14 protein-coding genes are annotated in these 15,194 nt (G+C 64.9%); 8 read left to right on the top strand and 6 right to left on the bottom strand.

Annotated features, from left to right (window positions below; translation table 11 throughout):
- From ACHWRX_RS04390 to ACHWRX_RS04380, 3 genes are all read right to left on the bottom strand, one after another.
- A partial coding sequence (locus ACHWRX_RS04390; protein ID WP_394658233.1) for an NAD(P)/FAD-dependent oxidoreductase occupies positions 1–317 on the bottom strand: 317 nt, incomplete at its 3' end.
- A gap of 67 nt (positions 318–384) precedes the next feature.
- Positions 385–1,284, bottom strand: coding sequence for an HpcH/HpaI aldolase/citrate lyase family protein (locus tag ACHWRX_RS04385; protein ID WP_394658231.1), 900 nt, complete (start codon positions 1,282–1,284; stop codon positions 385–387).
- A gap of 196 nt (positions 1,285–1,480) precedes the next feature.
- A complete protein-coding gene (locus ACHWRX_RS04380) occupies positions 1,481–1,693 on the bottom strand; it encodes a hypothetical protein (protein ID WP_058737060.1) in 213 nt (70 codons plus the stop codon).
- Between the two features lie 190 nt (positions 1,694–1,883).
- Here ACHWRX_RS04380 and ACHWRX_RS04375 point away from each other — a divergent pair, with 190 nt between their 5' ends.
- The 7 genes from ACHWRX_RS04375 (at position 1,884) to recQ (ending at position 10,628) form a co-directional block, all read left to right on the top strand.
- On the top strand, positions 1,884–2,885 hold the full coding sequence (locus ACHWRX_RS04375; protein ID WP_394658230.1) for an ArsR/SmtB family transcription factor: 1,002 nt from the start codon (positions 1,884–1,886) through the stop codon (positions 2,883–2,885).
- On the top strand, positions 2,885–3,808 hold the full coding sequence (gene metF, locus ACHWRX_RS04370; RefSeq protein ID WP_394658229.1) for a methylenetetrahydrofolate reductase [NAD(P)H]: 924 nt from the start codon (positions 2,885–2,887) through the stop codon (positions 3,806–3,808). Before ACHWRX_RS04375 ends, metF begins: the two co-directional genes overlap by 1 nt.
- The gene (locus tag ACHWRX_RS04365) at positions 3,808–4,854 is read left to right on the top strand and encodes a homocysteine S-methyltransferase family protein (protein ID WP_394658232.1); all 1,047 of its coding nucleotides are present in this window, start codon (positions 3,808–3,810) and stop codon (positions 4,852–4,854) included. Before metF ends, ACHWRX_RS04365 begins: the two co-directional genes overlap by 1 nt.
- Positions 4,855–4,856: 2 nt before the next feature.
- Complete coding sequence (locus ACHWRX_RS04360; RefSeq protein WP_394658228.1) at positions 4,857–5,375, top strand: GNAT family N-acetyltransferase; 519 nt, start codon at positions 4,857–4,859, stop codon at positions 5,373–5,375.
- A 102-nt stretch (positions 5,376–5,477) separates the two neighbouring features.
- On the top strand, positions 5,478–8,102 hold the full coding sequence (metH, locus tag ACHWRX_RS04355) for a methionine synthase (RefSeq protein WP_394658227.1): 2,625 nt from the start codon (positions 5,478–5,480) through the stop codon (positions 8,100–8,102).
- A 25-nt stretch (positions 8,103–8,127) separates the two neighbouring features.
- Positions 8,128–8,706 carry an ADP-ribose pyrophosphatase gene (locus ACHWRX_RS04350; RefSeq protein WP_394658226.1) on the top strand — a complete coding sequence of 193 codons (579 nt, stop codon included), beginning with the start codon at positions 8,128–8,130 and terminating at the stop codon, positions 8,704–8,706.
- A 143-nt stretch (positions 8,707–8,849) separates the two neighbouring features.
- Positions 8,850–10,628: a DNA helicase RecQ gene (recQ, locus tag ACHWRX_RS04345; RefSeq protein ID WP_394658225.1), complete on the top strand. Its 1,779-nt coding sequence runs from the start codon at positions 8,850–8,852 to the stop codon at positions 10,626–10,628.
- A 24-nt stretch (positions 10,629–10,652) separates the two neighbouring features.
- On the opposite strand, the gene ACHWRX_RS04340 is transcribed toward recQ, so the two are convergent.
- From ACHWRX_RS04340 to ACHWRX_RS04330, 3 genes are all read right to left on the bottom strand, one after another.
- Positions 10,653–10,781, bottom strand: coding sequence for a hypothetical protein (locus ACHWRX_RS04340; protein ID WP_275934659.1), 129 nt, complete (start codon positions 10,779–10,781; stop codon positions 10,653–10,655).
- 116 nt (positions 10,782–10,897) lie between these two features.
- Complete coding sequence (locus ACHWRX_RS04335; protein WP_394658224.1) at positions 10,898–12,157, bottom strand: sulfotransferase family protein; 1,260 nt, start codon at positions 12,155–12,157, stop codon at positions 10,898–10,900.
- 81 nt (positions 12,158–12,238) lie between these two features.
- A complete protein-coding gene (locus ACHWRX_RS04330) occupies positions 12,239–14,515 on the bottom strand; it encodes an FdhF/YdeP family oxidoreductase (RefSeq protein WP_394658223.1) in 2,277 nt (758 codons plus the stop codon).
- A 127-nt stretch (positions 14,516–14,642) separates the two neighbouring features.
- Between ACHWRX_RS04330 and ACHWRX_RS04325 the strand changes: the two genes are divergently transcribed.
- The coding region (locus tag ACHWRX_RS04325; protein WP_394658222.1) for a cobyric acid synthase at positions 14,643–15,194 on the top strand (552 nt) is incomplete at its 3' end.

Here is a 15,194-nt window from a genome sequence, read left to right as displayed (position 1 = left end):
GCGCCCCGCGCGCACTCGTCGACCAGCATGGCAACGATCTGCCGGGCCGAGCCATCGCAAAACAACTGACCCAGCGTCTTTTCATGCCAGGCGATGCCATGCCGTTCGACAAGAGCCAGAAAGTCCTGCGCGGTGTAGCGGCTCAGGGCCGAGCGCGCGAAGTGCGGGTTTTCCGACAGATAGCGGTCCGGAGCCGTGTGGATATTCGTGAAGTTGCAGCGGCCACCGCCCGAGATCACGATCTTGCGGCCCGGCTCCGGCGCATGATCCACCAGCAGCACTCGCTTGCCCCGCTGACCCGCCAGGGCCGCGCACATCAGTCCGGCCGCTCCGGCCCCCAGAATGATCGCGGCGAAGTCTGTCTCGCCTGATTGCGCGATGTGTTCAGCCAAGTCCGGCCTGCCTCAAAAGACGCTGCGCACGCGCGAGGTGAGGCCGATCGAGCATGCCGCCATTCCAACCGATCGCACCGACGCCGGGATTGGCGGCAAACAGATCGACGATGGCCCGGGCCTCCGCCACTTCGGCCTCGGTGGGGCTGAACGCCGCATTGATGATCGGCAATTGCGCGGGGTGGATCGCCAACATGCCGCGAAAGCCTGCCTTGCGCGTTGCCTGGGCGCGCTGCTGCAAGGTATCGAGATCGCGAAAATCGGCGCTGATGGTGTCAATCGGAGTGACGCCCGCCGACGCCGCGCCCAACAGGGTCAGGCTGCGCGCCAGTTCGAACGTGAAGGCATAGGACCCGTCGGCATTGGTGTTGGTGCTAGCGCCGATCGCGTCCGCCAGATCTTCGGCGCCCCATGTCAGCGCGACCACGCGGGGCGCGCCTTTGTAATCCTGGGTGCGCGCCATCGCCTCCGCCGTTTCGGTGATGAGCACGATGACCCGCGTGGAGCCTTCCTCGATACCGTTCGCCACTTCCAGCGCGGAAAGGCTATGGTCCAGCCGCTGGACATCGGCCGGGCCATAGACCTTGGGCAACATGATACCGCCGGGGCGCGCCGGCATCACCGAGGCCAGATCATACAGCGTGTGGGGGCCATCGAAGGGATTGACGCGCACCCACAGCCGCTCACGATGTTCCGGATTACGGTGCAGGAATTCCGCCACCGTCGTGCGGGCGACGGCCTTGCTCTCCGGCGCAACCGCATCCTCAAGATCGAGCAGGACGATATCCGCCTCGCTCTTCACGGCTTTGACCATCTTGGATTCGCTGTCACCGGGCACGAACAGCCACGATCGGGCAGCGATCGGCTCATGCCGGGGGCGCTCGTGCCTCATGGTGACCTGCAACTCCTTGGTGACTTGCTTGCGAACCGGGCATACGCGCCGTCTGGGCAAACAAAAACCCCTTCGCAAGCGAAGAGGCAAACGCTGCATCCGCAGCCTTAAAAACCCTCGGCACAGGCCGATGGCTGGTAACTATAAAACGATCGGGGGCCGGCGCACGGCGTGCGCGCAGCGGCCCCCGGCCGGATTACATTGCCGCGTCGGTGGCAGCGCTCGACGCCATGCCGTCTTCGGCAGTCATCGCTTCGCTGGTCGCCATCGGATCAGCAGCCATGGTTTCCTCAGGCATCGTCTCGACGCTGTCGGTGGCGGCGTCGGTAGCGGGCGTTTCCGAGCTACCGCAAGCGGCGAGAGCCAGAGCGGCGGCCGACGCGAATGCGGCGTAAGCAATTTTCTTCATGCGAATCCCCTTGCATTGTTTGGCGCAAACGCCAACGCTTGCAGGCAAGCCTGCGGCGCACTCTTTAGCGGAGTGACTTGTGCAACGCAAACGAGAAGTATTCGCCCTGAAGGGCCGCGGTATTCCTGAATTGCCAGATGCTTCGTAGGACCATTGCCAGCATATAAAGAATTCTTTATATGCGGTCGCAATGCGATTGGAACCGCTCCTCAAGGCCCTGGCCGATCCGACGCGATTGCGCATCATGCGCCTGCTCGCGCATATGGAGTTGGCCGTGGGCGAACTGGCCCAGGTGCTGGAGCAAAGCCAGCCGCGCGTCTCGCGCCACATCCGCATCCTGTGCAGCGCCGGCCTGGCCGAACGCCGCAAGGAAGGCAGCTGGGTGTTCCTGCGCGCCGCCATCTCGGAAAACGGCGCGCCTCCCCTCGCCGCAGCCACCGCCCACCTGCTGAACGTTTCGGAAAGCGATGATCCCGCCTTCGCCACGCGTTGCGCAGAAGACCGGCGGCACTTGGCGGCGATTCGTGCGGGTCGCCAAGCCAGTGCCGAGGCCTACTTCGCCCGCCACGCCGGGGAATGGGATACCCTGCGCTCGCTGCATAGTCCGGATCGGCCGGTGGAGCAGGCCTTGGGCGCATTGCTGGGCGATGGCCCGCTAGGCGCGCTGCTGGATGTCGGCACGGGTACCGGCCGCATGGCCGAGTTGTTCGCCCCCCGCGCCAGCCGAGTCACCGGTGTGGACAAGAGCCCTGAAATGCTGCGCGCCGCGCGGGCCCGGCTGGACAAGCTGCCTTCTGACTCGGTGGAACTGGTGCAGGGTGATTTCACCGCACTGCCGTTTGGCGGCGCCGGGTTCGACACCGTACTGTTCCATCAGGTGCTGCATTACGCGCAGGACCCCGCCGCGGTGCTGGCAGAGGCTGCGCGTGTCACCCAAAGGGGCGGGAGGCTGGCAATCGTGGACTTCGCCGCCCACGATCGCGAAGAACTGCGCGAACGTCACGCCCACGCCCGGCTGGGCTTTACGGATGAGCAGATGATCGGCTGGATGGAGGATGCGGGCTTCGCCTCCGAGGCGGTACGCGCGCTGCCCGGCCAGCCGCTGACGGTGAAGATCTGGACGGCGTGCAAGACCGAGAGCGCTCCGGCTCCTGCTACCGATGAAATGCAATTCGAACGGGAAGAGGGATGATGACCGACGTGATCGAGGCCGAACGGTCTGCCAATCCTGCCGCGAACGCTTCTCCCTATTCGGATCTGCCGGGCGATATCGCCGTCTCGTTCGAGTTCTTTCCGCCCAAGACGGAGAAGATGGACTCGCAGCTTTGGGAAGCGATCGGTGACCTCGCCCCGCTGGTGCCCAGCTTCGTGTCGGTAACCTATGGCGCAGGCGGCTCGACGCGCGAACGCACCCACGCCACCGTGTCCCGGATCGTGCGCGAGACAAACCTGAAGCCGGCCGCCCACCTGACATGCGTTGCCGCCAGCAAGGGCGAGATCGGTGAGATCGCCGATCAGTATTGGGACGCAGGCGTGCGCCATATCGTCGCCCTGCGCGGCGATCCCCCTCCGGCTGACGGCGGTCGCTTCGTGCCGCATCCGGATGGCTATGCCAGCGCGGCCGAACTGGTCGCGGGTTTGAAGGCGCGGCACGATTTCGAGATTTCGGTGGCCGCTTATCCCGAAGTCCACCCCGAGGCCGCCAGCGCCGCGCATGATCTCGACAACCTGAAGCGCAAGCTGGATGCCGGTGCCAGCCGGGCGATCACGCAGTTCTTCTATTCGACCGACGCTTATTTCCGTTTTCTGGACAAGGCGCTGGCCGCCGGGATCGATGCGCCGATCCTGCCGGGCATCATGCCCGTCACCAACTTCGCCGCGATCCGTCGCATGTCCGGCAATACCGAGATCCCGCCCGCCTTGGAGACATTGTTTGAAGGCCTGGAAGACCGCCCCGGCCCTCGCGCACTGGTGGCCGCCGTGGCTGCGGCGGACTTATGCCGCCGACTTTACGATGGCGGCGTGCGAGACTTCCACTTCTACACGCTCAACCGCGCCGAGCAGACGTACGCTGTCTGCCAGCTGCTGGGCGTGCGCCCCACGGAGAACGCATGATGACCGCGCGCGAGCAGTTCCTGGCCGAGGCGGCCAAGCGCATCCTGATAACCGATGGCGCATTCGGCACCGAGATCCAGAACTGGAAACTGGCCGAGGCGGACTATGCCGGGGCGCTTGGCCTCAGCCACGACCAGAAGGGCAACAACGACATTCTGGCGCTGACCAAGCCGGAAGTGCCCGAGGCGATCCACCGCGCTTACTTCGAGGCGGGTGCAGACATCGCCGAAACCAACACGTTCAGCGCCAACCGCATCAGCCAGGCCGACTACGGCGCCGAGCATCTGGTGCGTGAGATCAACGTGGAAAGCGCGAAACTGGCGCGCAAGCTGGCCGACGAATATGCGGCGAAAGATGGCCGCCCGCGCTTCGTCGCCGGGGCGATCGGGCCGACCAACAAGACGCTCTCGCTCAGCCCCGACGTCAACGATCCCGGCTATCGTGAGATTGACTGGGACACGCTGGTCGACGTCTACCTGGAACAGGCCCGCGCGCTGGTGGAGGGCGGGGCCGACTTCATCCTGATCGAGACGGTGTTCGACACTCTGAATGCCAAGGCTGGGATTATGGCGGTGCGCAAGCTGGAGCAGGAATTGGGCCGTGAAGTGCCGATCATGCTGTCGATGACGCTGACGGACTTGTCGGGCCGCAACTTGTCGGGCCACACCGTCGAAGCGTTCTGGCACGCGGTGCGCCACGCCCGTCCGCTGACGATCGGCCTGAATTGCTCGTTCGGCGCGACCCAGCTGCGCCCGCACGTGAAGACTCTGGCCGAGACCGCCGACACGCTGATCATGATCTACCCCAACGCAGGCCTGCCCAACGAACTGGGCGCTTACGACGAGATGCCGGACACCACCGCCGGTTTCGTTGCCGAGTGGGCGATCGCAGGGCAAGTCAACGTGCTGGGCGGCTGCTGCGGCTCGACCCCGGCCCACATCGCGGCGATGGCGAAGGCCGTCGCAGGTCTGCCCGCCCGTCAGCTGCCGCAGCTGGAGCCGGTGACGCGGCTGGCCGGGCTCGAACCGTTCATCATGGCCGCCTGAACTTGGCCGATACGCCTGCCTGGACCGTCCGGCCCGCCGGACCCGACGACGCGAGCGCCTTGGCGCTCGTGGGCGCGGCGACGTTTCTGGAGACCTTTGCCGGGGCGATCGATGGCTCGGCAATCCTGGGACATTGTGCCGCGAACCACACCGCGCGGGGCTATACAGACTTGTTCGCAAAGGGCGCGCAGGCCTGGCTGGGCGAGGCCGAGGGCGGCGCGCCGGTCGGCTACGCTCTGATCGCCCAGCCGGACCTCGACGCAGCCCTGCCTGGCGATATCGAGCTGAAGCGCATCTATTCCCTGTCCCGCTTTCACGGCAGCGGCCTTGGCGGTGCATTGATGGCCGCAGCAGTCGCAGGAGCAGCCGGGCACGGCCGCTTGCTGCTCGGCGTCAAGGCCGACAATCACCGCGCCATCGCCTTCTACCGCAAGCAGGGCTTTGAGCCTATCGCCACCCGCCAGTTCAACGTCGGCGGCACGCTCTACGACGATCTCGTGCTCGCCCGCCCTCTCACATGATAACCACCCCACAGCCGTTCGTGTCGAGCGAAGTCGAGACACGGCAACACAGCGCCTGCCCCCCGTGTCTCGACTACGCTCGACACGAACGGAGTTTCTGACTTGAACGCCTCGACTCCCACATCCGCCCGTTTCGTCAACATCGGCGAGCGCACCAACGTCACCGGTTCGGCGAAGTTCAAGAAGCTGATCATGGCGGGCGACTATCCCGCCGCCGTCGAGATCGCGCGCCAGCAGGTGGACAACGGCGCGCAAGTGATCGACGTCAACATGGACGAGGGCCTGCTCGACGCCGTTCATGCGATGACCACTTACCTCAAGCTGATCGCCGCCGAGCCCGACATCGCGCGGGTGCCGGTAATGGTCGACAGCTCGAAATGGGAAGTGATCGAGGCGGGCCTGAAGTGCGTCTCGGGCAAGCCGATCGTCAACTCGATCAGCATGAAGGAAGGCGAAGCACCGTTCCTTGAGTATGCGCGCAAGTGCATGGATTACGGCGCCGCCGTCGTCGTCATGGCGTTCGACGAGGTTGGCCAGGCCGACACCAAGGAGCGCAAGATCGAAATCTGCGAGCGCGCCTACAAGCTGCTCACCGGCATCGGCTTTCCCCCTGAAGACATCATATTCGACCCCAACGTCTTCGCCGTCGCCACCGGGATCGAGGAGCACAACAACTACGGTGTGGACTTCATCGAGGCGGTGAAGGTGATCCGCGAGCGTTGCCCGCATGTCCACTTCTCGGGCGGGCTTTCCAACTTGTCGTTCTCGTTCCGCGGCAATGAGCCGGTGCGCCGGGCGATGCACTCGATCTTTCTCTACCACGCGATCCCCGCCGGGCTCGACATGGCGATCGTCAACGCCGGCCAGCTCGACGTGTACGACCAGATCGATCCGGAACTGCGCGAGGCTTGCGAGGACGTGATCCTCAACCGTCCGGCCCGCAGCGCGGACGAAACGCCGACCGAACGCCTTGTCACCCTGGCCGAGAAGTTTCGCGGTACCGATGCGGTGGCTGAGAAACAGGCCGAGGAATGGCGCGGGTGGGAAGTCACCAAACGGATCGAGCATGCGCTGGTGCGCGGCATCGATGCCTATGTGGTCGAAGATACCGAGGAAGCCCGCGCCGCCATCGCGGCGCGCGGTGGCCGCCCGATCGAAGTGATCGAAGGTCCGCTGATGGACGGCATGAACGTGGTCGGCGATCTGTTCGGGTCCGGCAAGATGTTCCTGCCGCAAGTGGTGAAATCCGCGCGCGTGATGAAGAAGGCGGTCGCCCACCTGATCCCCTTCATCGAGGCGGAAAAACTGCCCGGCGCGAAGGCCAAGGGCCGGATCATCATGGCCACCGTCAAGGGCGACGTGCACGATATCGGCAAGAACATCGTCGGTGTGGTTCTGCAGTGCAACGGCTACGAAGTGATCGATCTGGGCGTCATGGTCCCCTGGTCCAAGATCCTGGAGTCCGCGAACGAGAACGATGCGGACATCATCGGCCTGTCCGGCCTGATCACCCCGTCGCTCGACGAGATGGTGACCGTGGCGGAGGAGATGCAGCGTTCGGAGATGACGATCCCGCTGCTGATCGGTGGCGCCACCACCAGCAAGGTGCACACCGCACTCCGGATCGATCCGGCCTACAAGGGCCCGGTGATCCATGTGCTGGACGCCAGCCGCGCGGTCGGCGTCGCCTCTCAGCTGTTGTCCGACACGCAGCGCGACCCTTACGTCTCATCGGTCTCGATCGACTACGCCAAGGTCCGCGAAGCCCGTGAGGGCAAGGGGCAAAGCGACCTTCTCTCCCTGGCGGACGCGCGGGCCAATGCCTACCAGCCAGACTTCGCCGACAAGCCCGCCGCGCCCGCTCAGCCCGGGGTGCATGTGTTCGACGATTGGGATCTTGCCGATCTGATCGAGACGTTCGACTGGACGCCGTTCTTCCGCGCCTGGGAACTGGCCGGCACGTATCCCGCGATCCTGACGGATGAAGTGGTGGGTGAAAGCGCATCGGGCCTCTACGCCGATGCCCGGGCGATGCTGGACAAGATCGTCGCCGAAAAATGGCTGACCGCGCGCGGCGTGTGCGGCTTCTGGCAGTGTCGGCGCGAGGGGGATGACGTTGTCCTGCCCGCCGAGGACATCCGCCTGCCGTTTCTGCGCCAGCAGTTCAAGAAATCACGCGGCCGCGCCAACTTCTGCCTGGCGGACTTCATCGATCCCGCCGGTGACTGGCTGGGCGGTTTCGCAGTCGGCATCCACGGTATCGAGCCACATCTGGCGCGGTTCCAGGCCGTGCATGACGACTATTCCGATATCCTGCTCAAAGCCCTGGCCGACCGCTTCGCCGAAGCCTTCGCCGAGCGCCTTCACCAGCATGTGCGCACCACCTTGTGGGGCTATGCGCCGGGCGAGCAGCTTACCAACGTAGCGCTGATCCGCGAAGAATATCGCGGCATCCGACCCGCTCCGGGCTATCCGGCATGCCCGGATCACTCCTTGAAACCCGTGCTGTTCGACTTGCTGAACGCGCAGGAGAACGCCGGCATCACGCTGACCGAAAGCCAGGCGATGCTGCCCACTTCGGCCGTCTCAGGCTTCTACTTCGCCCATCCGGAAAGCCAGTATTTTGGCGTCGCCCGCATCGGCCGCGACCAGGTGGAGGACTATGCCGCACGGCGCGGAGTGGACCTGCCCATCGCGGAACGCTGGCTACGCCCGAACCTCGACTAGAGCGTCTCCGTTCGTGAGGGACGCCATGACCACGCCCACCCCTGCCGCCAGGATCGTCAGCCGCGAGGTGGTGTTCCAAGGCTGGTACACGTTCCTGCGGCTTATGGTCGAAATGCCCGACGGCGCGGTGGTGGACCGCGAACTGCTTCATCGCGGATCGGCGGTCGCGGTCCTGCCTTATGACCCGGTACGCCGCGTGGCGATGCTGATCACCCAGCCCCGCCCCGGCGCGCTGTTCCATGGCGTGCCCAGCCCTTACGAAGCGATCGCGGGCAGCCTCGACGGTGCGGACCCGGCGACCCGCATCGTGCCTGAGGCGATGGAGGAAGGCGGCTTACGGCTCGGCCGCCTCGAGCCGATCACGAACATGTGGTCGATGGTGCCGGTGTCCACCGAACGGGTCCAGCTTTACCTGGCCGCGTACGAGGCGGCGGATGTGATCGGTCCGGGCGGCGGCGCGGAGGGTGAACACGAGAATATCCTGGTCCACGAGATCGGGTTGGACGACCTTCGCGACCTCGCGATGTCCGGTGCGCTGGAGGACGCCAAGACGCTGATCCTGGCGCAGGCCCTGCTGTTGCGGCATCCGGAATTGTGGCGCTGATCGAAAGGACTTTCCTACAACGTACCAAATCGGTACTTTGAACGTCGTTCCTTCTCATCGTGCAATCAAACGTCGAATAGGCCCGTCTCGCCAGGTCCACCCCTCGCAATGGCGGACCGGAACATGCTAGACGCCGGCCGCACATGTTCGATACCGCTCCGCCTGAAGCCCTCACCGCCCTGCACGATACCTTCGGTTTCCCCGCCTTTCGCGGGGTGCAGGAGCATGTTGTCGCCCGCGTCCTGGGAGGCCGGTCGACCCTGGCGATCATGCCCACCGGGGCGGGCAAGTCTCTGACGTACCAGCTGCCCGCCGTGATGCTGCGCGGCACTTGCGTGGTGGTCTCGCCGCTGATCGCGCTGATGCATGACCAACTGCGCAGCGCGACGGCGAACGGCATCCGCGCGGCGACACTTACCAGTGCCGATACCGACCGCATGGCGACGATGGACGCGTTCCGTGCGGGCGAGCTGGACCTGCTGTACGTCGCGCCCGAACGCGCGAGCCAGCAGCACTTCCGTGATCTGCTTTCCAGCGCGCCGGTGTCGTTGTTCGCGATCGACGAGGCCCACTGCGTATCGGAATGGGGCCACGATTTCCGCCCCGACTATCGCCTGCTGCGCCCGCTGCTGGATGCGTTCCCGGACGTGCCGCGCCTCGCCCTTACCGCTACGGCGGACCAGCACACCCGCGCCGATATCCTGGCGCAGCTGGGTATCGCCGAGGACGGCTTGATCGTCGCCGGGTTCGATCGGCCCAACATCCGCTATGCCATCCGCCCGCGCGACAGCCTGCAGCGCCAGCTCAAGGCGATCCTCGACGAGAACCCCGGCCCCGGCATCATCTACGCCCCCACCCGCGCCAAGGTGGAGCAGCTGGCCGAGGCCCTGGGCGCTTCCGGCCGTCGTGTCTTGCCCTATCATGCCGGATTGGACCCGGCGATCCGTGCGCGCAACCAGGCGGCGTTCGTCGCGTCCGAGGATATGGTGATGGTGGCGACGGTCGCCTTCGGCATGGGTATCGACAAGCCGGACGTGCGCTTCGTCGCCCACGCCGGTATCCCCAAGTCGATCGAGGGCTATTATCAGGAAACCGGGCGTGCCGGGCGGGATGGCGATCCGGCGGTGGCTGTGATGCTATGGGGCGCGGAAGATTTTGCCCGTGCCCGCCAGCGCTTGGCCGAAGTGGAAGACCATCGCCGCGCGTCCGAACGCCAGCGCCTGGATGCACTGGCCGGCCTGGTGGAGACCGCCCAGTGTCGCCGCGCGATCCTGCTGCGCCACTTTGGCGAGCATCCCCCGGAAACCTGCGGCAACTGCGACAATTGCCTCGAGCCGGTGGGCGTCACCGATGCCACGCAACTGGCTCGCAAGCTGCTATCCGCCGTCTATCGCACCGGGCAGAGCTTTGGGCTGGGGCATCTGGAAAAAGTGCTGACGGGCCAGGGCGATGATCGCATCACCCAGCGCGGGCATGACCAGCTTTCCGTGTTCGGCATCGTCAACGCGCAGGAAGCGCCGATGCTGAAGTCCATCGCGCGGGCATTGCAGGCGCGCGGCAGCCTGGTGCCGACCGAGCATGGCGGTCTGGCACTGGGCGGAAACGCGCGCGAAATCCTGAAAGGCGAAGCGGCGGTGGAGGTCGTCGTCGCTCCACCTCGAGAGCGGCGGCGCGGCAAGCAGCGAGGGGCCACGCTCAACCCCGTGGACGATCCGCTGTTCCATGCACTTCGGGAGTGTCGCCGCGAGCTTGCCCACGAGCAAGGCGTGCCGCCCTACGTCATTTTCCATGACGCCACGCTGCGCGACATGGCGGCGGCGCGGCCTGGCACTTTGGAAGAAATGGGACGCACCTCCGGCGTGGGTTCACGCAAGCTGGACGCTTACGGGGAGGCGTTCCTGGCCGTGATCCGACGGCACTGACGCTGGATCACGGCATTGTGGTGGTTATTGATAGCCGCCTTCGTCTTCACGCTCTTCGGCGGCGTCCTCCTGTGCCTTTTCCAGTGCATCCGGGTTTTGCTCCGGCGCGTCTTCGTTCTTGTCTGTGGGCTTGGGATCGTTGGAATTTGCCATGATCGGTCTCCTCTACACGGTGCGACTATGGAAGCGGATCGCGAGGCAGGCGGTTCCTGGCTCTTGAGGGCAATCGCGCGGATAACGCGGCCGATGCGTACTAGCCCGACGCCCCGTCACGCTGCCAGTTCCGCCTCTACCGGCGATGCCATGGCCGCGGTGATCCGTGCTTCGGTCAGTCCGAAGTCGGCGATATCGTAGCGGTGACGGCCCAGCTTGCGGTGGCTGCGCTTGTCCATGAAACGCGCCATTGCCCGCTCCGTGTGCGCATCGAAGGAGAGGTCCAGCGTGCGGTAGACGCGCCGCATCTGCCCGCGCCAATCCTCGCGCATCGCGCCAAACGCGACATCGACACTAGGCCGGTCGTGCGCGGCGCGCGCCTGCGCTGTCCGCCGCTGGCGTAGCGAGACTTTGTGCAGCCATTCGTCGCCGATCCAGCCGGCATCCACCTTGCGGGATTGCACCGCCATCTGGTTGCGCACCAGCGACGCGGATGAGCCGACGACTTGCACCGGATCGCGATCGAGCACCACCAGCCGGGCATCGGGAAAGGCATGCAGCACCGCCTCAAGGTCCTGGCTGAACTGGGGCAGTTTCAAGATCCACGGTCGATCTCGCTTGTCCCGACGCAACCACTTGATCGTCTGGAGATGGCGCCGAAACTCGGCATAGATCGGCCGGCTATCGAGATGCTCGGCATGGCGAGCGAAGCTGGGAATGCGCCATTGCGCTTCAAATGCCGCGCCATACAGGCCCAGATTGTGCAACCCGATTTCCTCGTCCGCCTGTCGCGAGCGGACCGGGTGGATGACGTTGAAGCGCGGGTTCAGCCACCGGGCGATCCGCAAGGCAAGCCAGCCGCGCATCCGCCGATCGTCCAACGGCGACCAGTTCCAGCGCGGCACCGGGTTCCAGCTTTCGTAGAAGCGGGTGAAGGCAAGGCGCTTGTCACACGCAAGGAGGCGCTGCATCCGCGTGCTGCCAGACCGCATCTGGCCAACGATGATGATCGGCGCAACAAGCGGCACGTCCGCAATTCCAGGGTAGCGCCGCCACATCGCCTCCGCCCGCGCGCGTCCCGCCAACGCCGCGACCAGCTGGCCATAAGCGATCGTCGTGCCCAGCGGCGTGAGGTCGGCTTCCTGATCGAGAGCGCAGGTCAGCCGATCCAGGCGATCGCGCCAGCCATCGTCATCCCCGAAATCGGCCAAACCGCTTGTTTGGCGCGCGGCGCGGATCAGAGCCTGGGGTTCGAGCTGCGGCTTGGAAAACCAGCCTTTGCCCCATGCCCGCGCCAGCGCTTCATTCACAACCCTGAGGCGGGGATTCTCTTCAGGGATATCGGCGGCGCTGTTGCGCTGGGCGATCGGAACCATGGCAAGATAACCCGCGGCCCGGCCCAAAGTGCCGGGATAGCTGGATTTTTGTCTGGGCTGCGATTACCGGCATAGCGTTTCTCAGGCCACGATGCGCACCGGCACGCCCTTAGCTGCCGGAACCTGCGATGCCTCATCATGGTACCATACCGGGATCAGCGGATTCATCTCCGGATAGTAAGCCCCGACGCAACCGCGCGGCAGCAGGAACGGCATCACCGTAAGCCCGCCGACTTGGCGATGCACGTCGTCACCGGCATCGGTTTTCAGCGCGATGACCTGCCCTTCCCGTAGGCCCGCCTCGGCAATGTCTTCAGGGTTCATCAGGACCACATCGCGCGTGCCTTCAACGCCGCGCAAACGGTCGGAGTAGCCATAGATCGTGGTGTTGAACTGATCGTTGGAGCGCAAGGTGATCAGCCGGAAACGCCCGGGCGCATCGTCGAACCCGATCGAGCGCATGCCGTTGGGAACGGTGAATTGCGCCTTGCCGCTCTTGGTCGTCCACACGCGTTCGCGCGCGGCGTTGCCCTTGTAGAAGCCACCGGGGGTGAAGACGCGTTCGTTGAAATCATGGAACAGATCGGGGTAGGTTTCGGCGATGGCATCGCGGATCGTGGCGTAATCACCCACCCAGCGATCCCATGGCACTTTGGCGTTCGGGGCCAGCGTCGCCTTTGCCATTCCGGCGACGATAGCCACTTCTGATTTTAAATGGCGCGAGGCAGGCGTGTTCTTGCCCAGTGAGCCGTGGATGCAGGATAGCGAATCCTCCATCGTCACGGCTTGCGCGCCACCGGCCTGCATGTCCGTTTCCGATCGGCCAAGGCACGGCAGCAGATAGGCGACTTCGCCATTGATCAAGTGGCTGCGGTTGAGCTTGGTGGCGATCTGCACTGTCAGGCGCATTTTAACCCAAGCCTCTTCCATCGCCGCCTGCTCAGGAATCGCGCGCACGAAGTTGCCGCCCAGGCCGATGAAGGCCTTGACCTTGCCCTCGAGAATGCCCTGGCACGCGGCCACGGTGTTCAGGCCATGATCGCGCGGCGGCGCAAAACCGTACTGGTCCGCCAGCTTGTCCAGCGGGACGAGTTCGGGCTTTTCGGAAATGCCGACCGTGCGCTGGCCCTGCACGTTCGAGTGGCCCCGCACCGGGGAAATGCCAGCGCCTTGCCGCCCGATATTGCCGCGCAACAGCCACAGGTTCGTCAGCGTGGTCAGGTTGTGGAAGCCGTGGACGTGCTGCGTCAGCCCCATGCCGTACATGCAGATCGCCTTCTCGGATTCGACGTAGATCTGCGCCGCTTCTTCGATATCGGCGCGAGACAATCCGCTTTCCGCCTCGATCTGATCCCAGCTGGTGGCGTCGGCGTGCGCCTTCATCTCTTCGAAGCCGGCGGTGTGCTGGGCGATGAAATCCATATCCAGCACGTGCTGCTGGTCGTTCGCCCATTTGGCCTCCTCTGCCGCCAGGACGTGCTTGATCATGCCGGTGATCGCCGCGATGTCGCCTCCCGCCTTTACCTGCAGGTAGAGCGTCGAAATCTTCGTCGATTTCGGCGTCAGCATCTCGACCGGGCTCTGCGGGTTCTTGAACGAAACCAGGCCCGTCTCCCGGATCGGGTTGAAGGTCACGATGCGGCAGCCGCGCTTCACCGCCTCCTGCAGCGGATGCAGCAGGCGCGGGCTGTTGGTGCCGGGGTTTTGCCCGAAGAAGAAGATCGCGTCGCAATGTTCCAGATCGTCCAGCACGCAGGTGCCAACCGGCGATCCGATCACTTCCTTCAGCGCCACCGAGGTCGTCTCGTGGCACATGTTGGAGCTATCGGGCAGATTGTTATGCCCATACAGCCGCGCGAACAAGGCGTAGAGGTAACTCGTTTCCAGGCTGGCCCGGCCCGAGGAATAGAACACGGTAGACCCGGGATCGAGCTCTTTCAGTTCCGCCCCGATCGCGGTGAACGCCTCTTCCCACGAACACGGCACGTATTTGTCAGTGGCGGAGTCATAGCGCATCGGCTGGGTTAGCCTGCCGGTCTGTTCCAGATCGTAGTCTTTCCAGCCTTTCAGCTCGGTCACCGTATGCTGGGCGAAGAAATCGGGCGTGCAGCGCCGCGTCGTCAGTTCCCACAAAGTCGCCTTGGCGCCGTTCTCGCAGAATTCGAACGCGTGCGGTTTGGCCGGTTTGCCCCATGCGCAGGACACGCACATGAACCCTTCGACTTTATTCTGGCGTCGAAGGGTATCCAGCACCCCGGGGCGCGGACGTTCGCGCAGCGCGGTTTCGAAAATGCCGCGCATCGATCCCCAGCCGCCTTCGCTTCCGGTGTAGTGCACCGTGTCGTCTTCGTCGGCCATGGATATTCCTCGCTGCATTCTCAGATCGCTAACGCGCCGAGTGTAGCTTCGTTCGCACCCGCGCTCAGTTTTTGGCGACGGCATAGAGCGCTTGCCCGAAAGGCCGTGATCGGCAAGGAGCACGACCATGGCCGCCATCATGCTGCAGGGAACCGGATCGGACGTGGGCAAGTCGGTGCTGGTCGCCGGGCTGTGCCGCGCCCTCGTCAATCGCGGGCTGCGCGTGCTGCCGTTCAAGCCGCAGAACATGTCGAACAACGCGGCGGTCACGGTCGATGGCGGCGAAATCGGCCGCGCACAGGCTCTGCAGGCGCTGGCTTGCCGGGCAGAAGCTCATACCGACATGAACCCGGTACTGCTGAAGCCGCAGGCTGACCGCACCTCGCAACTGATCGTTCATGGCCAGGTGCGCGGCACGCTGGGCTCCAGCAACTTTCGCGAGGCGCGGCGCGCGCTATTGCCGGAAGTGCTGGCAAGCTGGGAGCGGCTGAGGCAGCGCAGCGATATCGTGGTGATCGAAGGTGCGGGGTCGCCCGCCGAGATCAACTTGCGCGCGGGCGACATCGCCAACATGGGCTTTGCGCGCGCGGCGAATGTCCCGGTCGTGCTTGTCGGCGATATCGATCGCGGCGGAGTGATCGCCTCTCTGGTGGGTACGCGCGCGGTGATCACGCCGCAG

Source organism: uncultured Novosphingobium sp. (genome assembly GCF_964277725.1).
Taxonomy (GTDB): domain Bacteria; phylum Pseudomonadota; class Alphaproteobacteria; order Sphingomonadales; family Sphingomonadaceae; genus Novosphingobium; species Novosphingobium fluoreni.
The sequence above is the reverse complement of the archived record's forward strand: the minus strand, read 5'-3'. Positions and strand labels throughout refer to the sequence as shown.